The sequence below is a fragment of the Methylobacterium aquaticum genome (genome assembly GCF_001043915.1).
Taxonomy (GTDB): domain Bacteria; phylum Pseudomonadota; class Alphaproteobacteria; order Rhizobiales; family Beijerinckiaceae; genus Methylobacterium; species Methylobacterium aquaticum.
On sequence record NZ_LABX01000159.1, the window covers coordinates 14502 to 34055 of the forward strand.

At 71.8% G+C, this 19554-nt stretch carries 18 protein-coding genes; 8 read left to right on the forward strand and 10 right to left on the reverse strand.

Annotation, left to right across the window (positions count from 1 at the left end):
• Positions 1–2: 2 nt before the first annotated feature.
• The 4 genes from nudC to VP06_RS20125 all read right to left on the reverse strand — a co-directional run bounded on the left by nudC (position 3) and on the right by VP06_RS20125 (position 3299).
• Positions 3–917, reverse strand: a complete 915-nt coding sequence (nudC, locus tag VP06_RS20110) for an NAD(+) diphosphatase (protein WP_048465584.1) — start codon at positions 915–917, stop codon at positions 3–5.
• A gap of 213 nt (positions 918–1130) precedes the next feature.
• A complete protein-coding gene (locus tag VP06_RS20115; RefSeq protein WP_048465571.1) occupies positions 1131–1652 on the reverse strand; it encodes a hypothetical protein in 522 nt (173 codons plus the stop codon).
• 34 nt (positions 1653–1686) lie between these two features.
• Complete coding sequence (locus VP06_RS20120) at positions 1687–2214, reverse strand: GspMb/PilO family protein (RefSeq protein WP_048465572.1); 528 nt, start codon at positions 2212–2214, stop codon at positions 1687–1689.
• Positions 2211–3299: a hypothetical protein gene (locus tag VP06_RS20125; RefSeq protein ID WP_048465573.1), complete on the reverse strand. Its 1089-nt coding sequence runs from the start codon at positions 3297–3299 to the stop codon at positions 2211–2213. Before VP06_RS20125 ends, VP06_RS20120 begins: the two co-directional genes overlap by 4 nt.
• A 156-nt stretch (positions 3300–3455) precedes the next feature.
• Here VP06_RS20125 and VP06_RS20130 point away from each other — a divergent pair, with 156 nt between their 5' ends.
• From VP06_RS20130 to VP06_RS20140, 3 genes are all read left to right on the forward strand, one after another.
• Positions 3456–5186 (forward strand): GspE/PulE family protein, encoded by a 1731-nt coding sequence (locus VP06_RS20130; RefSeq protein WP_048465574.1) that lies wholly within the window; start codon positions 3456–3458, stop codon positions 5184–5186.
• Positions 5187–6401, forward strand: a complete 1215-nt coding sequence (locus tag VP06_RS20135) for a type II secretion system F family protein (RefSeq protein ID WP_048465575.1) — start codon at positions 5187–5189, stop codon at positions 6399–6401.
• 122 nt (positions 6402–6523) lie between these two features.
• A complete protein-coding gene (locus VP06_RS20140; RefSeq protein WP_156295693.1) occupies positions 6524–6784 on the forward strand; it encodes a hypothetical protein in 261 nt (86 codons plus the stop codon).
• A gap of 219 nt (positions 6785–7003) precedes the next feature.
• Here the strand turns inward: VP06_RS20140 and VP06_RS20145 are convergent, their stop codons facing one another.
• Positions 7004–7870: a UTP--glucose-1-phosphate uridylyltransferase gene (locus tag VP06_RS20145; protein WP_197093242.1), complete on the reverse strand. Its 867-nt coding sequence runs from the start codon at positions 7868–7870 to the stop codon at positions 7004–7006.
• 179 nt (positions 7871–8049) lie between these two features.
• On the opposite strand from VP06_RS20145, the gene galE reads away from it, so the two are divergent.
• The 3 genes from galE to VP06_RS20160 all read left to right on the forward strand — a co-directional run bounded on the left by galE (position 8050) and on the right by VP06_RS20160 (position 11115).
• Positions 8050–9042, forward strand: a complete 993-nt coding sequence (gene galE / locus VP06_RS20150) for a UDP-glucose 4-epimerase GalE (RefSeq protein ID WP_048465578.1) — start codon at positions 8050–8052, stop codon at positions 9040–9042.
• A gap of 3 nt (positions 9043–9045) precedes the next feature.
• Entirely contained in the window at positions 9046–10230 is a 1185-nt protein-coding gene (locus VP06_RS20155; protein WP_156295692.1) for a lytic murein transglycosylase, read from the forward strand.
• A gap of 87 nt (positions 10231–10317) precedes the next feature.
• A complete protein-coding gene (locus VP06_RS20160; protein ID WP_048465586.1) occupies positions 10318–11115 on the forward strand; it encodes an aldolase in 798 nt (265 codons plus the stop codon).
• Between the two features lie 85 nt (positions 11116–11200).
• Here the strand turns inward: VP06_RS20160 and VP06_RS20165 are convergent, their stop codons facing one another.
• A complete protein-coding gene (locus tag VP06_RS20165; protein WP_048465587.1) occupies positions 11201–11650 on the reverse strand; it encodes a DUF4267 domain-containing protein in 450 nt (149 codons plus the stop codon).
• A gap of 421 nt (positions 11651–12071) precedes the next feature.
• Here VP06_RS20165 and VP06_RS20170 point away from each other — a divergent pair, with 421 nt between their 5' ends.
• Positions 12072–13541, forward strand: a complete 1470-nt coding sequence (locus VP06_RS20170) for a TolC family protein (RefSeq protein WP_053081954.1) — start codon at positions 12072–12074, stop codon at positions 13539–13541.
• A 3-nt stretch (positions 13542–13544) separates the two neighbouring features.
• On the opposite strand, the gene VP06_RS20175 is transcribed toward VP06_RS20170, so the two are convergent.
• Positions 13545–13910 (reverse strand): ArsR/SmtB family transcription factor, encoded by a 366-nt coding sequence (locus VP06_RS20175; RefSeq protein WP_048465579.1) that lies wholly within the window; start codon positions 13908–13910, stop codon positions 13545–13547.
• 107 nt (positions 13911–14017) lie between these two features.
• Here VP06_RS20175 and VP06_RS20180 point away from each other — a divergent pair, with 107 nt between their 5' ends.
• Positions 14018–14764, forward strand: coding sequence for a glucose 1-dehydrogenase (locus VP06_RS20180; protein WP_048465580.1), 747 nt, complete (start codon positions 14018–14020; stop codon positions 14762–14764).
• Positions 14765–14897: 133 nt separating this feature from the next.
• Here VP06_RS20180 and VP06_RS20185 read toward each other — a convergent pair whose 3' ends face one another.
• From VP06_RS20185 to VP06_RS33825, 3 genes are read right to left on the reverse strand one after another with little or no spacing between them, the layout of a single operon-like run.
• Positions 14898–17051, reverse strand: coding sequence for a peptidase domain-containing ABC transporter (locus tag VP06_RS20185; RefSeq protein WP_048465581.1), 2154 nt, complete (start codon positions 17049–17051; stop codon positions 14898–14900).
• Positions 17052–17085: 34 nt separating this feature from the next.
• Complete coding sequence (locus VP06_RS20190) at positions 17086–18372, reverse strand: HlyD family secretion protein (RefSeq protein WP_053081956.1); 1287 nt, start codon at positions 18370–18372, stop codon at positions 17086–17088.
• Between the two features lie 21 nt (positions 18373–18393).
• Complete coding sequence (locus tag VP06_RS33825; protein ID WP_053081958.1) at positions 18394–19338, reverse strand: LpxL/LpxP family acyltransferase; 945 nt, start codon at positions 19336–19338, stop codon at positions 18394–18396.
• Positions 19339–19554 lie beyond the last annotated feature (216 nt).

The window sequence follows — 19554 nt, forward strand, 5'->3', positions numbered from 1 at the left end:
TCTCAGCGCTCCGCGAAGGTACGCACCAGCGCGTGGGCGATCGCCATCGGCGGCGGGGTCATCAGGCCGTCCGGATGGCTGCGCTCCAGCATCCGCCCCACCTCGTCGCGGGTGAACCAGCGGGCATCCTCCAGTTCGGTCCGGTCGATCACCAGGGCGTCTCCGTCGGCCTCGCCCTCGCAGCCGATCATCAGCGAGGACGGGAACGGCCACGGCTGCGACAGGTGGTAGCGCACGGCGCCGACCCGCACGCCGGCCTCCTCGAAGGTCTCGCGCCGCACCGCGTCCTCGATGGTCTCGCCGGGCTCCAGGAAGCCGGCGAGGCACGAATAGACGCCCGGGGCGAACCGGGCCTGGCGCCCGAGCAGGCAGCGATCGCCATGCGTCACCAGCATGATCACCACCGGGTCGGTGCGCGGGAAGTGCTCGGTGCCGCACGATCCGCAATCGCGCCGGAAGCCGCCGCAGGACAGCGTGGTGGCGTGGCCGCAATGGGCGCAGAAGCCGTGCCGGGCGTGCCAGCCGAGCAGCGACTTCGCGGTGGCGAGCACCCCCATCTCGGGCGCCGGCACCGCCCCCTCGACGGCGATCGACCGGGCATCGAGCACCCGGTAGGCCGGATCGCCGGAGAAGAGCGCCGCCGCATCCGCCGGCAGCGCGCCGGCGAAGGCCGGCCGGCCGCCGACCCGGCCGAGGAACAGCTCGGGGGCGGGCGCGCCGGCCCGGGCCGCATCAGCGGGGTCGAGCAGGCAGGTGGCGCCGTCCTCCGTCACCCGCAGCACCGGCACCTCGCCGCAGAACAGCAGCAGGCTCGCGTCTCGCGTGTCGGCGAGCGTCGGGGTCGGGCCGCTGCGCTCGGCGGAGTGGCGCTCCAGCAGGCTGCGGGCGTAGCCGAGGCGATCGAGGGAGGAGGGCAAGGAGGCGGGCGGAGAGGCGGGCGGAGAGGCGGGCAAGATCGGACCTCGTGCATCGTCGTGCGGAGCCCGGCGCGGCCCCTCGCGTCGCGGCCAGCATGGGCAGCCAAAATGATGCAAAAGCAAGGCGGCGGGTGCGGTGCACAGAATCCCGATCTTGCCAAATGCGTTGTGTGAGCCAGCGGTCCGATGCGTCAGCAGCTTGGGCCGTTGGTCTCACTGCCGCAGGGCCGGCCCCGCCTCGGCCACCGGCTTGGCGCCCACCGGCAGCAGGGTCGCCGGGGCACCGAGGAAATGCGCGACGTAGCGGCGATCCCCCTGGATCAGGGTGACCTGATCGCGCCCGATCTCGGTGACGCGCCAGTCGCCCCGCCCCTCCCCGCGGGCGAGCCAGGTCTGGCTGCCGCTGCCGTCGTCGATCAGCACCCGGGCGACCGTGTTGTCGAGCAGGATGCCCCGCACCGTCAGCATGGGCCGCGGCGGGTCGCCGACGAGGATGTCGCGCGGGCCCCGGGCGGTCCAGGGGCGCCGGCCGGAATCGAAGAGCGGGCGCTGCAAGGCGGTCTCGTCCGCCGGCGGCATCGGTTCGGCCACGCGCCGCGCCGGGGGGACCGGCCCGCCATCGACCGGCCAAGCGAAGGCGGCGAGCATCACGGTGGCCCCGATCGCGCAAGCGATGCGCGGCCCGCGCCCGGTCGCCGCCAGGGTGGCGCGCAGCTGCGGTGCGATCCGTGTCACGGCGTGAACCTCCTCATCGGGTCCCGTTGCCTCCTCACGGCGTGCTCTTGGCAACCGGGGCGGTCAGCAGCACGCCGCGGACCGTGAGGTTCAGGCGCATCACGGTGGCTCGCCCGATCTCCGGATCGGCTGGGCGCTCGACGCTCAGCTCGGCCTCTTCCGGCACGATCAGGGGGGCGCCGGTCTCGAGGGCCTGGAGCAGGCCGTGCAGCCCCTCCGCGGTGCCCCTGAGGGAGGCCGAGAGCCGTGGCAGGGTCGGCCGGCCCGGATCCGGCTGGATCCCGGCCCCGTCGACCAGCACGGTCCGCTCCGCCGCCAGTGCCGTGAGGCGGCCCTGGAAGGCGACGACGAGGCCGGCCTCGTCCGGCGCGCTCAGCGGTGCCGCCGAGGGCGGCGATGCCGCAGCGGCCTGCGCCCGCATCAGGCGGTCGCGGGCGGCGGCAATGTCGTCCTGGGCCGCCAGCGCGTCGAGCACCGGCCCGGTGCCGAGGGCGGCGAGGAGGGCGAGCCCGGCCAGACCGACGAGCAGCGGCCGCCCGGCGAGGGGGAGCGGCGCCCTCACGGCCGGGCTCCGGCGGCACGGCGCGGCAGCGCGACGACGAGGTGCTGGCCGCCTCCCATGGGAGAGGCTTGCCGCAGCTCCGGAGCACCGAAGCCCGGCACCCGCCCCAGCGCCGAGAGCACCGCCTGCGTGTCGGGAGCGAGCAGCGTCAGTTCGAGCCCCGCTTGGGTGAGGCGCAGGCTCTGCGCCGACACCGTGTCCGGCAGGGCCGCCGCGACCGCGTCCCAGACCCGCGCCAGCGGGATGCCGCGCTCCGCCAGGATCGCGGCGGCACCGGCCTGGACCGCCGGCGGCAGGCCGGAGGCCGCCGCCCGGCGGGCGGTCGCGAAGGCGTCGTCGAGGGCGGCGAGCGTCGCCGCCTGGTGCTGGCGCAGTCCCACGCAGGCCCCGACCAGGAACAGCCCGGTCGCCGCGACCAGCACGAGGTTGCCGGCGCTGCGCAGGAGCCCCGGCAGCGCATGGTGCCCGCTCGACAGGAGATCGACCGGCATCGTCCGGTCCTCCGCCGGACCGACCGCGACGACGCTCGCCGTCAGCCCCGCCCCCGCCAGCGCCGCCAGCACGGGGCCGAGCCGGGCGCGCTTGAGCACGATGTGGCGGACCCGCAGGGTGCGGGTCTCCGGATTCTCGCCCTCGACGTACCAGTCGCTGAACACCTGGTCGGCGCGGAACGGGGTCGCGGCCTCCAGCTCCTGCGCCAGCACCGCCCGCATCCGCGGCAGGGCCGCGCTCGGCAGGTCCAGGGTGCGGATGAAGCAGGCGGCCGGATCGACGATGACCTTCGCCCGTCCCTCCGGCCGGCCGCCGCGGATCGCGGCGATCTGCCCGGCGAGGTCGTCCGCGTGAAGGTCGAGCCGATAGGTCCGGTCCGGTCCGTCGCGCCGGTCGATCACCGTCAGGCCGGCCTCGTGCGGCGCGCCCAGCCGCAGGATCAGTACGGCCGGCTCGCGATCGGTGCGGGCCTCGGCGAGGCCGAGGAGGTGCGCGGCGGCATCGACGCCCCGGCGCAGCGAGGCTTCGAGCGACGACGGCAGGCCCTGTGCGAGGGACGAGGGGGCCTGGGACGAGGCGGATGGCGCGCGCAAGACGGGTCGGCTCCGGTGCCCGCGAGATCGCCGGGGGCGTCGCTGACCGATCTAACGCCGCGATATTTCCGTCCGCTTAAGGACGCGGCGCGAGAATGCGTGCGGCGGCGCGCCGATTCCCTTCTTTTCTTACCGATCTCTCTGGGGCACAGGACGATGCTGAGCATCTGGGCGGGCAAGACCCGGCCGCGACGGGCGCGGGCCGACCGGCGCGACGCAGCCCGCAGCCGCACCGAGGACCTGCGCGCCTTCGTCGACCGGCTCGCGGAGAGCGACGTGCTGGACGCAGCCGGCCACGAACGGGCGCTCGCCGCCCTCGACGGGCCGGGCCGGCGCCCCCTGCCCCTGCTCCTCACCGAACTCGGCCTCGTCCACGAGACGACCCTGGTCACCGCCCTCTCGGAGGCGACCGGCCTGCCGATCCTGCGCCAGGAGGACCTGCCCGGCGAGCCGGTCCTGGCCGACCTGCTCTCGCCCGATTATTGCGCCCGCGCCAGGGTGCTGCCGCTCGCCGCCGAGCCCGACCGCCTGGTCGTCGCGCTCGTCGATCCGTTCGAGCCCGAGACCGGCCGGGCGCTGGAGCATCTCGTCGACCGGCCGGTGGCCTTCCGCCTGGTCGGCCCGGGCAGCTTCGAGCGGGCCCACCGCGCCGTCTACGGCGACGTCGCCGAGGAGGGCGAGGCGGGGAGCGACGACGACCTCGCGCGGCTCGCCGACGTGGCGAGCCAGGCGCCGATCGTGCGCCTCGCGGCGCGGCTGGTGCGCAAGGCGTTCGAAGTGTCGGCCTCCGACATCCACCTGGAGGCGGAGGAGGCCGACATGCGGGTGCGCTACCGGGTCGACGGCGTGCTGGTCGAATCCGAGCGGCTGCCGAAATCGGTGCAGCTGGCGCTGACCACCCGCATCAAGATCCAGGCCGGCCTCAACATCGCCGAGCGGCGCCTGCCCCAGGACGGGCGCATGCAGGCCCCCGACCGCGGCCAGGACGTCGACATCCGCGTCTCGACCCTGCCGACGGCGCATGGCGAGAGCGTGGTTCTGCGTGTCCTCGACGGCTCGCGCCGGGTCGAGGACTTTTCCGCGCTCGGCTTCGACGCGGCGGCGATTCAAGAGATCGGCGCGATGACGAGCCGCCCGAACGGCCTCGTCCTCGTCACCGGCCCGACCGGCTCCGGCAAGACCACCACGCTCTACGCCGCGCTCCGCCGGATCAACGGCCCTCACCTCAAGGTCGTCACCGTCGAGGACCCGGTCGAGTACCGGATGGCGGGGGTGAACCAGGTCCAGGCCCATCCGGGGATCGGCCTCGACTTCGCGGCGGCGCTGCGCTCGATCCTGCGCCAGGACCCGGACGTGGTGATGGTCGGCGAGATCCGCGACGGCGAGACCGCCCGCATCGCCGTCCAGGCGGCGCTGACCGGCCACCTCGTCATCTCGACGCTGCACACCAACTCCGCCCCCGCCACCGTGACCCGGCTGATGGACATGGGCATCGAGCCCTACCTCATCGCCGCGACCCTCAACGGCGTGGTCGCCCAGCGCCTGGTGCGCCGGCTCTGCGGCGCCTGCGCCGAGGCGACCCCGGCGACGCCGCAGGAGCGCCTGCGCCTCGGCATTCTCCCTGAGGCCCCGTTGAGCCTCAAGCGGGCCCGCGGTTGTGCGGCCTGCAACGGCACCGGCTATCGCGGCCGCATGGTCGCCTCGGAGATCATGACCCTCGACGGCGAGTTGCGCGGTCTGATCGCCAATCGCGCCGACGAGCAGACCCTGACCGCCCGGGCCCGCGCGGCCGGCATGACGACGCTCGCCGACAGCGCCCGGGCCCGGGTGCTCGACGGCGACACCACCCTCGACGAGGTCGGGCGGGTGCTGGAAGGGACTTTGTAGATGCCGCGCTTCGCCTACAAAGCCTATGCGGGGGACGGGCGCTCGCGCACCGGCAAGATCGAGGCCGAGACCCGCCAGCGCGCGGTGGCGCTGCTGCGTGTCGACGGGCTCCAGGTCTACGAGATCGAGCAGGCGGCGGCCGGGCCGGCGCCGTTCTGGCGCCGCGACCTGTTCGGGCGCGACCGGGTCAACGATGCCGCCCGGGTCGCCTTCCTGCGCGAGTTCGGGACGCTGGTCGGCGCCGGGCTGACCGTCGACAAGGCCCTGCGCCTCGTCGAGCGCCAGGCCGGGCCGGCGCTCAAGCCGGTCCTCGCCGATCTGCTGGAGCGGGTGGTGGCCGGCGCCTCCCTGTCGAAGGCGATGGCGGCCCATCCGCAGGCGTTCCCGCGCGACATGGTCGACATCGTGCGCGCCGGCGAGGCCACCGGCACCCTCGTCGATGTGGTCGGCTCGCTCACCGCCTCGATCGAGCGCCGCGACGCGGTGAAGCGGCACCTGGTCTCGGCGATGATCTATCCGGCTCTGCTCGTCGCCATGGCGGTCGGCACCGTGGCGATGATCGTCGGCGTGCTGGTGCCGGCGCTCGCCCCCCTCTTCGAGGGCAGCGGCCAGGCGCCGCCCTTCGCGATCCGCGCCGCCGCCTGGCTCGGCGACACGCTCTCCTCCACCTGGCCCGTCCTCCTCGGCGGCGTCGCGCTCGTGGTCGTCGGGCTCGCCCGGGCGTGGCCGATGCCCGGCTTCGCGGCGGCCCGCGCGCGATGGGCGCTCCGCCTGCCGCTGGTGCGCGAGATCGTGGTCGGCATCGAATGCGGCCGGTTCTGTCGGGTGCTCGGCACGCTCCTCACCGCCGAGGTGCCGATTCCCGACGCGGTCGCGGCGACCCGCCCGCTCGCCGGCAACCGGGTGTTTCGCCAGGCCCTCGACGAGGCCGGGCGGCGGCTGGCCGAGGGCGGCAGCCTCGCCTCGGGGTTGTCCTCGCTCAAGCCCTACGCCGCCTCGACCCTCAACCTCATCGCCAGCGGCGAGCAGGTGAACCGCCTCGGCAGCGTCCTCATCCATGCCGCCGAGATGCACGAGACCGAGACCCGCCAGCGCATCGACCGTCTGCTCGCCCTGCTCACCCCCCTGGTGACGGTGGCGATCGGCGGGCTGATCGGCGGGCTCATCATCTCGGTGATGGGGGCGATCCTGAGCGTGGGGCAATTGACGCAGTAGGGGCGGTGGGATCCGGGCCGGTGCCAGGCGCGTTGGCTGCGCTCCTCACCCCGGGAGCGCCGCCCGTGCCCGCCGATCCTCGACAATGCCTGATCCTGCTGGCTGCCTGCACCCTCGTGAGCATGCCGATGGCGGCCCTCGCCCAAGGCCGCCCCTCGACCCTCGCCATGACCTGTGGCCAGGCGCGGGGCTTCCTCTCCGCCCAGGGCGCCGCGGTGCTCGGCACCGGCGGCCATACCTACGACCGGTTCGTGCGCGATCGCAGCTTCTGCGAGCCGACGCAGATCACCAGGAACGCCTTCGTGCCGACCCGCGACACGCCGGACTGCCCGATCGGCTATCGCTGCATCGAGCCCGGCCGCAATTGGTTCGACGACGACTAACACCATCGGCCCAAGATGCAGACGCATCAGGCCGATGAACCATCTCAAATTTTCGATACTAAGCCAAAGGCTTGGCGAAAATTGGAGAACGGATCCAAAGGTCGTTTTCTTTCGACCGTTGGTGTAAAGCGCTTCACGATTGCGTTGCAATCGCGAAGCTTCTCTGGCTGGCCTCGCGCCCGGGCTCCCCGGCCGGGAGCCGCGGGCGCGGGACAAGGCTCAGCCCTTCTTCAGCAGCGCTTCGATCTCCTGCCTCAGCGCGTCGCGCAGTTCCGGCCGCTCCAGGCCGTAGGCGAGGTTGGCGACCAGGAAGCCGAGCTTCGAGCCGGTGTCGTAGGTCTTGCCGCGGTAGTGCATGCCGTAGAATTTCTGTGTCTCCGACAGGCGCTTCATGCCGTCGGTGAGCTGGATCTCGCCGCCCGCCCCGCGCTCGCCCCGCTCCAGGATGGAGAAGATCTCCGGCTGGAGGATGTAGCGGCCCGAGATGATGTAGTTCGACGGCGCGGTCCCCTTCGGCGGCTTCTCCACCATGCCGGTGATCTCGAAGGTGTCGCCGTATTCCTGGCCGACGCTGACGATGCCGTATTGGTGGGTCTGGTCGGGGGCGACCTCCTCGACGGCGATGATGTTGCCGCCATGGGTCTCGTAGGCGGCGAGCATCTGCACCATGCTGCCGCGGCTGAGCATGTCGGGCAGGATCACCGCGAACGGCTCGTCGCCGACGATCTCGCGGGCGCACCACACCGCGTGGCCGAGGCCCAGCGGCTCCTGCTGGCGGGTGAAGCTGGTCTGGCCGGCTGCCGGCAGGTCCTTCTTCAGCGCCTCGTAGGCGTCGTGCTTGCCGCGCTCCTGAAGGGTCCGGTCGAGCTCGTAGGCGATGTCGAAATGGTCCTCGATGACGGCCTTGCCGCGGCCGGTGACGAAGATGAAGTGCTCGATGCCGGCCTCGCGCGCCTCGTCGACCACGTGCTGCACCACCGGGCGGTCGACGACGGTCAGCATCTCCTTGGGCACCGCCTTGGTCGCCGGCAGGAAGCGGGTGCCGAGACCGGCAACCGGGAGGACGGCCTTGCGAATGCGCTTCATCATGCGTGATCCCGTGAACACCGAGGAGCTGCCGGACCGCCCGGCGGGGCGGGCATCCCCGGGCGTCTCACGCCCGGCGGACCTCCTCCCCCTTTGCACCCTTGCCATCGGACAGCTTAATTGACGCTGAAGCATTGCGGGTTATGGATCAACCCGTCTCACGCCGGGGAGCGGACGGAATGGCGGTACTTGTCACGGGTGGGGCCGGCTATATCGGCAGCCACATGGTGCTCGCCCTGATCGACGCCGGACACGAGGAAGTCGTGGTCCTCGACGATCTCTCGACCGGCTTCGACTGGGCCCTGCCGCCGGAGGTCACGCTGGTGCGCGGCGACGTCGCCGACCAGACCTTGGTGGCCGAGACCATCCGCCGACACGGAATCGACGCGCTCGCCCACTTCGCCGCCAAGATCGTGGTGCCGGATTCGGTGTCGGATCCCCTCGGCTACTACCTTGCCAACACGGTCAAGTCGCGGGCGCTGATCGAGGCGGCGATCGGGGCCGGCGTGCGCCACGTGATCTTCTCCTCGACCGCGGCCGTCTACGGCGAGCCGGCGGTCGTCCCGGTGCCCGAGGATCTGACGCCGAACCCGATCAACCCCTATGGCCGCTCGAAGCTGATGACCGAGTGGATGCTGGAGGACGCCGCCCGCGCCCACGGCATCAGCTACGTCGCCCTGCGCTACTTCAACGTGGCGGGGGCCGATCCGCGCGGCCGCTCGGGCCAGTCGACCCCGAACGCCACCCATCTCATCAAGGTCGCGACGCAAGCCGCCCTCGGCAAGCGCAGCCATCTTGAGGTGTTCGGCACCGATTATCCGACCCCGGACGGGTCGTGCCTGCGCGACTACATCCAGGTCTCCGACCTCGCCGCCGCCCATCTCGTGGCGCTCAACCATCTGCGTCGGGGCGGTGAGAGCCTGACGCTCAATTGCGGCTACGGCCGCGGCTATTCGGTGCTCGAGGTGATCGACGTGGTGAAGTCGGTCTCCGGCGTCGATTTCCCGGTCACGCTGTCGCCGCGCCGCGCCGGCGACCCGTCGCGGATCGTCGCCGGGGCCGACCGGATCCGGGCCGAGCTGGGCTGGGTGCCGCAGCACGACGACCTGCGGGCGATCGTGACCCAGGCGCTCGCCTGGGAAGAGGCTCTGGCCCGTCGCAACCGGGTCTGATCCATGCTCCGCACCCGGTTCGCCCTGCGCGGCGCGCTTGCCCTCGGCGCCGCCCTGGTCCTCGCCGCGCCCGTCCGCGCGGGCGATTTCCGGGCCTTCGTCGAGGAGCTGTGGCCGGCGGCCGCATCGCGAAACGTCTCACGGGCGACCTTCGACGCCGCCTTCCGGGGCGTCACCCCGGATCCGGCGGTGCTGGCGCGCCTGCGCCGCCAGGGCGAGTTCGGCCGCCCGGTCTGGGAGTACCTGACCGGAGCGGTCTCCGCCGGCCGCATCGCCCGCGGGCGGGCGGAAGCGGCGCGGCGCGCCGAGACCCTGGCGGCGATCGAGGCGCGGTACGGCGTGCCCGGCCCGGTGCTGCTCGCCTTCTGGGGCATCGAATCGGATTTCGGCGCCAGCGCCGGCACGATGCCGGTGATCCGGTCTCTCGCCACCCTGGCCGAGGCGCGCCATCGCGGCGAGCTGTTCCGCGACGAACTCCTGGCGGCGCTGGAGATCCTCGATCATCACGACGTGACGCCGGAGCGGATGCGCGGCTCCTGGGCCGGCGCCATGGGCCAGACACAGTTCCTGCCCTCGGCCTATCTGCGGGCGGCGGTCGATTTCGACGGCGATGGCCGGCGCGACATCTGGGATTCGGCGCCGGACGCACTCGCCTCGATCGCGAATTTCCTCAGCCAGGCCGGGTGGCGCCGCGAGCTGCCCTGGGGCGTTGCCGTCACCCTGCCGGCGGATGTCGACCTCTCGCGCTACCGCGGCCCGTTCTCCGATTTCGCCCGGCGCGGGGTCCGGAGCCTCGATGGCGACGCCCTGCCGGAATCCGGCGAGGCGAGCCTTTTCCTGCCCGGCGGCGCTGGCGGGCCGGCCTTCCTGATCACCGCCAATTTCGAGGCGATCCGCGCCTACAACACCTCGGATTCCTACGCGCTGGCGGTGGGCCATTTCTCCGACCGGATCGCCGGGGGCCCTGCCCTCGCCGCGCCCTGGCCGACCGGGCCGCGCCTCGACCAGGCCGGGCTCACGGCGCTCCAGCGCGGGCTCGCCGCGAAGGCGCTCTATGACGGCCCGTTCGACGGCCGGGCCGGGCCGAAACTGCGCGAGGCGGTGCGGCGCTACCAGATCGCCGCCGGGCTGCCGGCGGACGGCTACGCCACCCCGGCCCTGCTGGCGCACCTGCGCGCCGACCGCTGAGACTGCGAGGCGATGGACAAGCGGGTCCGGCTTCCGCCAGGATTCGCCATCGTGAACCGCCGCGACGGCGAAGGAGACACGGACACCATGGCTCACGCACTGGGCGCGCCGGCCGGCGAGCGGCTCCCCGACGGCCTCAACCAGCCCGACCTGGCCGGGCCCGAGGTGCGCCGGGCCAAGGAGGACCTGGCCGCCTGCTTCCGCATGGCGGCGCGGTACGGCCTGGAAGAGGGCATCTGCAACCATTTCTCGGCGATGGTGCCGGGCTACGACGACCTCTTCATCGTCAACCCCTATGGCTACGCCTTCGCGGAACTCACCGCCTCGAAGCTCCTGGTCTGCGACTTCCACGGCAATGTCGTGGCGGGCGGGGGCCAGCCCGAGGCCACCGCCTTCTACATCCATGCCCGGCTGCACGCGCGCATCCCGCGGGCCCGCGTGGCGTTCCACACCCACATGCCCTACGCCACCGCCCTCTCGATGACCGAGGGCGATCCCCTGATCTTCGCCGGGCAGACGGCGCTCAAGTTCTACGGCCGCACCGCCTTCGACCGGAACTACAACGGGCTGGCCCTCGACAGCGCCGAGGGCGACCGCATCGCCGACAGCGTCGGCGAGGCCGACATCGTGTTCATGAAGAACCACGGCGTGATGGTGCTCGGGCCCACCATCGCGGAAGCCTGGGACGACCTCTATTACCTGGAGCGTGCGGCCGAGGTTCAGGTGCTCGCCCTCTCGACCGGCCGTCCGGTCCTGCCGGTCGCTCCCGCCATCGCCGAGGCCGCCTCCCGCCAGATGCGCGAGGGCGATCCCGAATCGGCCCGCCTCCACCTCGCGGCGGTCCGCCGGCGGCTCGACCGGGAGGAGCCGGACTACGCCGATTGAGACCAGCGGTCGTTGACAACGACCTTTGGTTCCGTGCTCGAATTGTCGCCAAGCCCCTGGCGTGGAGTCGAAAATTCGAGATGACTCACCGGCCGATGCGCCAGCATCTCGGGCCGAGGGGAGGGCCGCGGTCGGTGAGCCAGAGGGCGACGAGCGCCAGCACCCCGGCGCTCATCCCGTGCAAGGCCACCTGCCACCACGCGGCCGTCCCGGCGGACAGGATGAGGGCGAGGTCGCAGGCCGGGATGACGAGGCTTCCCGCCAGCACGATCGCCACGGCGCGCCGGGTCGAGACGAGGCTCAGGCCGGCAAGGTGGAGCGCGAGGGCGGCGTCCCGCGCGCCGATCGCCCGCAGGAGGGTGCGGCCGATCCCGTCGGGCTCCGGCACGCCGTAGATCAGCGCCCCCAGCGACGGCGCCGCCAGAAACAGGATGCCGAGGCCGACGAAGATCAGTGCCAGGGCCAGCACGATCCAGAGGCGCGGATCCGAGACGGTGAGGCGATCGCCTCGGGCGGCGGCGTTGCGCAGGTCCATGCCGTCGGCATGGCAGACGGACGGCCCGGCCGCCTTCACCTGGGTTGAGCCAGGGCCGATGGCGTGCCTGTCGAGATCAGACCAAAAGCCCAGGATGCTGACCCATCGGGCCATTGATCCGTCTTGAATTCCCGAACTCAAGCCAAAGACCTGGCAAAAAATCGAGAGCCGAATCAAAGATCGCCTTCAACGACTGTTGGTATCAGAGCCAGGACATGATCGCGGCGCGGCGGGATTTGCGGACGTCATCCTGGTGAATGCGGTGTCGTCATCCTGGGCGGCCGGTGGCGGCGCGGGTTCGCGTCGGCGGGTAAGGCTTCGTTCACGCTGTTGCGCGAAGAAGAGAGTGGCCGTTCGCAGCGTTCTCTCCGGGCTGAACCCTGGGGAGGCGGTCGGCGCTCCCAAGTCCTTCGGAGATCAGATGCCGGTGCGGCGCGCGAGGTTGGAGAGGCTGGGCTGCGTCCTGGCGATCCTGGCGGGCTCCGCCGCAACGGCCCGGGCGCAGAGCCTCGACGAGGCCTCCGCGGCGGCGCTCGAATCGAGCTTCGTGCTGCGGGCCGAGCGGGCCCGCCAGGACGGGGCCGAGGAGCGCCTGCGCGGCGCCATCGACGCCTTCATGCCCACCGTCGCCTTCACGGCGGACCGGCCGATCAAGAGCCAGATCACCTATTCGCCGGATGCCGCGCCGCCGGTGGTCGGGCTCGACGCGACGCCGCGGCGGGCCCCGACGGTGGTCGGCATCAGCGCCAGCCTGCCGCTCTTCGACGGGTTCCGGCGCTGGAACAGCTACCAGACCGCCCGGACGCTGGCCGAGTCGGGCCGGCTGCTCCTGATCGGCCGCCGCCAGCAGGTGCTGCTCGACACCGCCGTCGCCTATATCGCGGTGTTGCGCGACACCCGGATCCTCGCCGCCCGCGACGCGCAGCTCACCGCGATCCGGCGCATCGCCGCCTTCACCGACAAGCAGTTCGAACTCAACGACGCCACCCGCACCGACGTGGCGTTGGCCCGCTCGCGGGTGCAGGAGGCCGAGGCCCTGCGGATCCGCGCCCAGGCCGACCTCACGGCCTCCCGGCTCGAATTCACCCGACTGACCCGGATGGCGCCGGAGCGGATGCTGCCCCCGCGCCTCCCCGATGGGCTGCCGCGCAGCGCCGACGCCTTTGCCGAGCTGGTGCGCAAGGCCAATCCCGACATTGCCGCCTCCCAGCTCGAGGCGGAGGCCGCGGGCTATCAGGCGAAGGCCGCGGTCGCCGACCTGCTGCCCAAGGTCAACCTGCAATTCTCGAAGGTCGCGCAGCTCGGCTACAGCCCGGTGCTCGACCGGATCACCGACACCACGACCCGGATCGTCGCCACGGTGCCAATCTACGAGCCCGGCAGCCTGCCGCGGATCGGCGAGGCTTCGGCCCTGGCGCTCCAGCGCGGCTACGAGGCGCAGGACAAGGAACTCGCCACCCTCACCTCGGCCCGCATCGCCTTCGCGCGCCGCCAGGCCACCGCCGAGCAATATACCCAGCTCCTGGCCCGCATCCGCGAGTTGCGCGAGACGATGCGGGGCTTCGGGATCGAGCGGGCGGCGGGCTTTCGGACCGTCCTCGACGAATTGAACATCCGGGGCGAACTCGCCAATGCCGAGGTGGCGGCGGAAACGGTCCTGAACGAGCGTGACGCGCAGTCGCTGCAACTGGCGGCGGCGGCGGCCCTGCTCGACGCCTCCCCGGGCGGTTCCCCCGCCCGGCGGTTCGAGTCGGTCGCTCCGCCGCCGCCGCCGGCCCTGCGCCGCTCGCTGGCCGCGGCCCCCGTCGAGGCGGCGCCTGCCCTGCGCAGAAGCGAGGCTCCGCCCGCGCCGGCGCTGCGCGTCTCGCGCGCAGAAGCGGAACCGCGGTAAGACTCACCGCGGATCGGCCGGCCCGCGCTCGCGCTCGCGCGCGCCGGCAGCCGCCGCGTAGGCATTGATGATGCCCGTCAGCAGACCGGGAAAGCGGCCTTCCACCTCGGTCCAGCGGGACGCATTGCGCACCTCGACCCCATGGCGCTCGCTGCGGATCAAGCCGGCTTCCCGCAGCACCTTGAAGTGGTTGGACAACGACGACTTCGGGATCACGCGATCGCCGACGACCGAGAGGGCCGAACACGCCTCGACGCAGCCCGCCCGCATGATCGTGGCGAAGATGGCCGCACGGTGGGGGTCGGCGAGCGCGTGCAGGATCGCCTCCGGCCTCACGTCCTCGATCGCGGGGTGAAACAGGGGTCTCATCATCCATCCATAGAGGGTCTTGAAATCGGCTCCGATAGTTCCGAAGTTCCGAACTATGGGAACGTGGCCTCCACCCCGGGGCTGGCCCATAACGCGGAGTCACACACATGTCGAAGCTCGCGGGCAAGGTCGCCGTCGTCACCGGCGCCTCGAAGGGCATCGGTGCCGGCATCGCCAAGGCGCTGGCGAAGGAGGGCGCGGCCGTGGTGGTGAACTATGCGTCCAGCCGCGCGGGAGCCGAGGCTGTCGTCGCGGCCATCGTTGCGGCCGGCGGCCGGGCCGTCGCCGTCGCGGCCGACGTGACCAAGGCGCCCGAGGCACAAGGCTTGATCGAGGCGGCGGTGAGGCAGTTCGGCCGGCTCGACATCCTGGTCAACAACTCCGGCATCTATGGCTTCGCGCCGCTCGAGGAACTGACCGAGGATCATTACCGCCGCCAGTTCGACGTCAACGTGCTCGGGGTCCTGCTGACGACGCAGGCGGCCGCGAAACATCTCGGCGAAGGCGGCAGCATCGTGAACATCTCGTCGGCCATCACGCATGTGCATACGCCCGCCGCCGCTGTCTATGCCGGGACCAAGGGCGCGGTGAACGCCATCTCGGGCGTCCTCGCCAATGAGCTGGCCCCCCGCAAGATCCGGGTGAATGTGGTCAGCCCGGGCTTCGTGGTGACCGAGGGGACCCATACGGCCGGGATCGTCGGGTCCGACATGGAGACCGGCCTCGTCGCGCAAACGCCGCTCGGCCGTGCCGGTCAGCCGGACGATATCGCCGGGGTGGTGGCGTTCCTCGCCTCCGACGACGCCCGCTGGCTCACCGGCGAGGTGATCACCGCCAGCGGCGGCATCCGCTGACCCAGGCCGATCGTCCCGGTGCCATGGTGCCGATTCCGGGGTTGCCCGGACGCTGTCGGGAGCAGTGCCGGGCTTGCCCGGGATGGGGCGCGGCGAGGAGACGACCGCGCCGCTCTTGTCGTCGCGATCGCCCTCACGCCGCCTCCGACACGGGCCCGCCGGGCTTGGCCGGCGGACGCGGATCCTCGCTGAGGCGGCCGTTCTCGATCCGGAACACCCGGTCGACCTGATCGAGCAGGCGCTCGCTGTGGGTGATGAAGACCTTGGCGGCCTTCACGCCCTTCAGGCTCTCCACCAGGGCGACTTCCGTCGCCGGGTCGAGATTCGCCGTGACCTCGTCGAGGAGCATCAGCCGCGGCCGGCGGCAGATGGCGCGGGCGAGGAGCAGGCGGCGGCGCTGGCCGGTGGAGAGGACGCTGCCCTCCTCCGAGACATGGGTCGCGTAGCCCTGCGGCAGCCGCTCGATCTCCTCGCGCAGGCCGACCCGGGTCAGGGCCGCCTCCATCTCGGCATGCGACACGGCGGGATCGAACAGCGACAGGTTGTCGGCGACCGTGCCGGCGAACAGCCCGTCATCGGCGAAGACGACGCCGAGATTGGCCCGGTACTCGCGCTTGCCGAACTGGCTGATCGGCACGCCGTCGACGGTGACGGAGCCGGCGGCGGGCTCGGTGAGGCTCGCCAGGATCCGCATCAGCGACGACTTGCCCGAGCCCGAGGCGCCGACGATCGCGATCGTCTCGCAGCGGCCGACATCGATGGTGAGGGAGGCGCCGGTCAGGATCGGCTCGTCGCCGCGGCCGAACCGGATGGTGACGTCCTCGACCCGGATCTCCTTGCGGATCGCCCGGTGGAAGGTCGCCTCGTGCAGGCCCTCCTCCGGCGCGTGTCCGATCACGTCGTCGAGGCGCGCGACGTGGACCTTGAGGGTGGCGAGCTGGAGCAGGCTGGTGGTCAGGTGGTTGACGCGGTCGAAGAAGTCGGTGCGCAACGCGATGAAGGCGTAGAGCGTGCCGATCGTCAGGGTGTTCTTGATGACGCCGGTGATGCCGAGATAGAGCGTCGCCACGGTGCTGATCGCGATGACCACGTGCATCAGGAACTCGGCGTCGAGGGTGGCCTTCTTCGCCCGGAAATCGAGGTTGGCGAAGCGCGCGAAGCTCTCGAACCAGTTCATGGCGAAGAGTTCGGTGCTGTTATGCGCCTTCAGGCTGCCGATGCGCTGCAACCCGTCGATCAGGCCCGCCTGCTCCTGCGACCGCGCCTCGAGCGAGCCGGCGGTGGCCCGGTCGAGGGTCGGGAAGGTGACGAAGCGCATCGCCAGCACGGCGGCCAGCGTCGCCAGCGTGATCGACGCCATCGCGGGTGAATAATAGTACATCAGCCCGACCAGCAGGAACGACGTGCCGATATCGGCGAACGACGTGACCATCCCGCCGACCATGAAGTTGCGGATCGTGTCGATCGACTGGATCCGGGTGACGAAGTCGCCCGGATGGCGCAGCTCGAAATAGCTCAGCGGCAGGCGCAGCGCGTGGCCCACGACGTTGCGGGTGAACTGGAGCTGGAGCAGCGTCGAGGCGCGCAGCGCGATGAAGCCGCGCAGCCACTGCCCGAACGCCTCGAACAGCATCATCAGGATCAGGCCGGCGGCCAGCATCTGCATCAGGTCGAGGTCGACCTGCGGGATCACCACGTCGAGGGCGATCTGGAGCAGCACCGGGGTGGTGAGGCCGAGGAGCGAGATCGCCACCGACACCAGGGTGATCTGCCATACCGTGCCGCTCAAGCCCCGGGCGCTGCGCAGGATGTCGAACAGCTTGAGCCGGTCGCCGACCTTGATGACGCGAAAATCCATCCGGGGGGCGAATTCGAGCACGATGCCGCCGAACAGACGCTCCATGTCGGCCCGCTCGTAGATGCGCAGGCCGAATTCGGGATCCTGGATGTGGTATCGGCCGCGCGCAATCTTCTCCAGCACCACGAAGTGGTTGCCGCGCCAGTGCAGGATCGCCGGCAGGGCCACCTGCTCCAGCTCGGTCACGCCGTCGAGGGCGTAGCCGCTGGCGTCGAGGTCGAGGCTGTCGGCCAGCGACACGATGCTGGCGAGCGTCATGCCGTTGCGCGACAGCGGGAACAACGCCCGCAGATAGGCGAGGTCGATGTCGTGGCGGTGGTAGTTCGCCACCATCGCGAGCGCCGCGAGCCCGCACTCGTTGGCCTCGTTCTGGAGGATCGAGCGCACCCGCCGCTTGCGCGCGAGCGCACGCTTGAGCCAGTCGGTCATCGGATCATTCCCTGCCGCTCATCCGCTTGGTCGCTCACCCTCGGCCGCGCATCGCCCGGATCGGATCGAGCATCCAGTCGATCAGCCGCCGCCGCTCGACCACGATGTCGGCCGAGAGGGTCGAGCCGATGCGGATCGGCTCGTCGACCCCGTAGGCGCGCATGGTGCGGGCCTCGGGCCGCACCTCGACCCGGTAGACGGATTGCCGCGACGCCGCGGCGGCGGCCGGGTCGCCGGCGCTGCCGCCATCGTCGGCGGCGGCCAGCATCGGGTTGCGCAAAGGCGTGCCGGAGATCACCGTGATCGTCCCCTTGGCGATGCCGAAGGTCTTGAACGGGAAGGCGTCGTATTTCAGCACCACCTCCTGGCCGACCTTGGCCAGCCCGATCGCCCGCGCCGGCACTTCGAGCACGATCAGCGGATCGGCCGTGGTGTCGCCGATGATCGCCACCACCTGGTCGGCGGTCACCGAATCGCCGGGCTGGACGTAGAGCCCGGCGACCTGGCCGTCGGTGGGGGCCACGACGTCGATGCGCGACTGGGCGCCGAGCGCGGTGATCTGCGCCTCGATGGCGCTCAATTCGTTGCGGGTGGTGGCGAGCTGGGCCGCCTTCTCGGTGTCGCCGGCGCGCTGGGCGCGCAGGCGCTCGGAAGTGCTCTGCCGCAGCTCGGCCCGGCGGGCGCGCAATTCGGCGATCTGGCGGGCATAATCGAGGGCGGCGCGGCGCTGGCCGTTGAGGGTCTCGCGGGTGGCATAGCCCTGCTTGAGATAGGCCTCGACGCGGGCGACCATGTCCTCCTGCTGCGCCAGACCCTCCTTGAGGGTGCGCTCCTGCTCGTCGAGGGCACGCAGCACCGCCGTGACGTTGCGCTCGGTCTCGTTGCGGTCGCCGCGGGTCGAGTCGAGATAGGCCGAGAGGCGCGCCTGCTCGGCGGCGAGGCTGGTGCGCCGCTCCTGCAGGCTGCGGAGCGTCGCCCCGACGGTCGACACGCCTCCCGTCGTCTGCTCGCGCAGCTGCACCTGCATCAGGCGCTGGCCGCGCTTGACTGTGTCACCCTGCTTGACGGTGATGTCCCGGACGATGCCGGCGGCCTGGGCGTCGAGGCGGGTGAGGCCCGACGCCGCCGAGACGTAGCCGCGGACCGATTCGGAGCGGGCGAGGCGGCCGAGGAACAGGCTGGCGACGATCACCACGATGATCGCACCGAAGAACCACGCCATCCAGACGCTGCCGCGGTCGTGCTGGAGGTGGACGGTGCCGGTGAGCCGCCGACGCTGGAAACTGGCCTCCGCGAGGGGAGGCGCCGCGGGTTCGCTCATCGACCATCCGCTCGCGAGTCCTCACGCCGCGAGGTCGTGCGGCGCCTCCCCGCCTGCCGGAGAGTTGTCCTGCACCGTGGCAGGCGAGGGTAAATAATCGGCGAGCATCGGCCACAGGTGCCACTGCTCCGGCCGGCCCGAGATGGCGGCCTGGATGTGCCGGCGCATGATGCTGGCCACCTGCGCCCGCTCCTCGGGCGCCTGCCCGCGCACCTCGAAGGGCTGGCCGAGGCGGATGGTGTCGCCGTGGTCGTCCATGGTGGTGGCGACCGGCACCACCGTCGCACCGGTGAGGCGGGCCAGCGTGTCGGCGCCGAAGGCGAAGCGGAAGGGCAGCCCGAACATCGGCATCTCGGCCGGGGCGCCGTAGGACGGGTCGAGGTCGCAGAACACCACGATCACCGCGCCCTTCTGGCCGAAGCGCACCGCGGACAGGAAGTCGGCCTTGTTGCCGACGTTCAGGAAGCGCACGTCGACATCGACCTCGCGCAGGCGCTCGATGACCTCGGTCTCCAGGGCCATGTCGTCGCGCTGGCGCAGGACCAGCATCGGCCGGCCGGGAAAGTAGCGCAGCATCAGGGCGGCGAGGCCGAGCACGTAGGCGCCCATGTGGAGGGGCGCCAGGATCACCGGCCGGCCGGTCGCCGCGACACGCTCCATCACCGCCGGATCGGTGACCGTCACCCGGGCGATGTCGCGCAGGATGGCGGCGACCGGGCGCTTGTGCAGGGCGCACCACTCGATCTCGGAGGCCATGTCGTGGTGCGTCGCTTCGCGCGAGAGGCGCGACGCCTCGCGGCGCGGCAGGCGCAGGACGCTTTCGAAGGTGGCCGTGAAGCCATCCCCATCGATCTGGCCGAGGAGACGGCGGCCGGTGACCAGGGCGCGCAGGGCGCGCCGGCGCCAGGCGAGCGGCAGGCTCGCGAGGCGGGCATAGGTCCAGGGAATGTGCGGGGCGTTGCTCATCAGAACTCTGTCCTTGGAACTCTGTCCTTTTGGGCGAACGGCCCCGCACGGATCCGCCGCTAGCGGATCAGCACTTCTTGGACTTGGAGCTGCCGCAGGTCGGGGCCGGCGGGCAGGCCGGAGCGCAGGGCGGGGGGCAGCAGACCGGGGCGCAGCAGCCGCCAGCGACGGTGCCGAGGGTGGCGAGGTTCAGCTTCTTCATGATGTCTCTCCTGT

What these genes read in the sequence shown, in the direction of transcription:
- VP06_RS20140 (WP_156295693.1), top strand. Translation starts at nt 6,524, where the DNA reads ATGCCGATGGCGGCCCTCGCCCAAGGCCGCCCCTCGACCCTCGCCATG.
- VP06_RS20165 (WP_048465587.1), bottom strand. Translation starts at nt 11,650, where the DNA reads ATGGACCTGCGCAACGCCGCCGCCCGAGGCGATCGCCTCACCGTCTCG.
- VP06_RS20175 (WP_048465579.1), bottom strand. Translation starts at nt 13,910, where the DNA reads ATGAGACCCCTGTTTCACCCCGCGATCGAGGACGTGAGGCCGGAGGCG.
- VP06_RS20185 (WP_048465581.1), bottom strand. Translation starts at nt 17,051, where the DNA reads ATGACCGACTGGCTCAAGCGTGCGCTCGCGCGCAAGCGGCGGGTGCGC.
- VP06_RS20145 (WP_197093242.1), bottom strand. Translation starts at nt 7,870, where the DNA reads ATGAAGCGCATTCGCAAGGCCGTCCTCCCGGTTGCCGGTCTCGGCACC.
- galE (WP_048465578.1), top strand. Translation starts at nt 8,050, where the DNA reads ATGGCGGTACTTGTCACGGGTGGGGCCGGCTATATCGGCAGCCACATG.
- VP06_RS33825 (WP_053081958.1), bottom strand. Translation starts at nt 19,338, where the DNA reads ATGAGCAACGCCCCGCACATTCCCTGGACCTATGCCCGCCTCGCGAGC.
- VP06_RS20130 (WP_048465574.1), top strand. Translation starts at nt 3,456, where the DNA reads ATGCTGAGCATCTGGGCGGGCAAGACCCGGCCGCGACGGGCGCGGGCC.
- VP06_RS20170 (WP_053081954.1), top strand. Translation starts at nt 12,072, where the DNA reads ATGCCGGTGCGGCGCGCGAGGTTGGAGAGGCTGGGCTGCGTCCTGGCG.
- VP06_RS20135 (WP_048465575.1), top strand. Translation starts at nt 5,187, where the DNA reads ATGCCGCGCTTCGCCTACAAAGCCTATGCGGGGGACGGGCGCTCGCGC.
- VP06_RS20160 (WP_048465586.1), top strand. Translation starts at nt 10,318, where the DNA reads ATGGCTCACGCACTGGGCGCGCCGGCCGGCGAGCGGCTCCCCGACGGC.
- VP06_RS20190 (WP_053081956.1), bottom strand. Translation starts at nt 18,372, where the DNA reads ATGAGCGAACCCGCGGCGCCTCCCCTCGCGGAGGCCAGTTTCCAGCGT.
- VP06_RS20155 (WP_156295692.1), top strand. Translation starts at nt 9,046, where the DNA reads ATGCTCCGCACCCGGTTCGCCCTGCGCGGCGCGCTTGCCCTCGGCGCC.
- VP06_RS20180 (WP_048465580.1), top strand. Translation starts at nt 14,018, where the DNA reads ATGTCGAAGCTCGCGGGCAAGGTCGCCGTCGTCACCGGCGCCTCGAAG.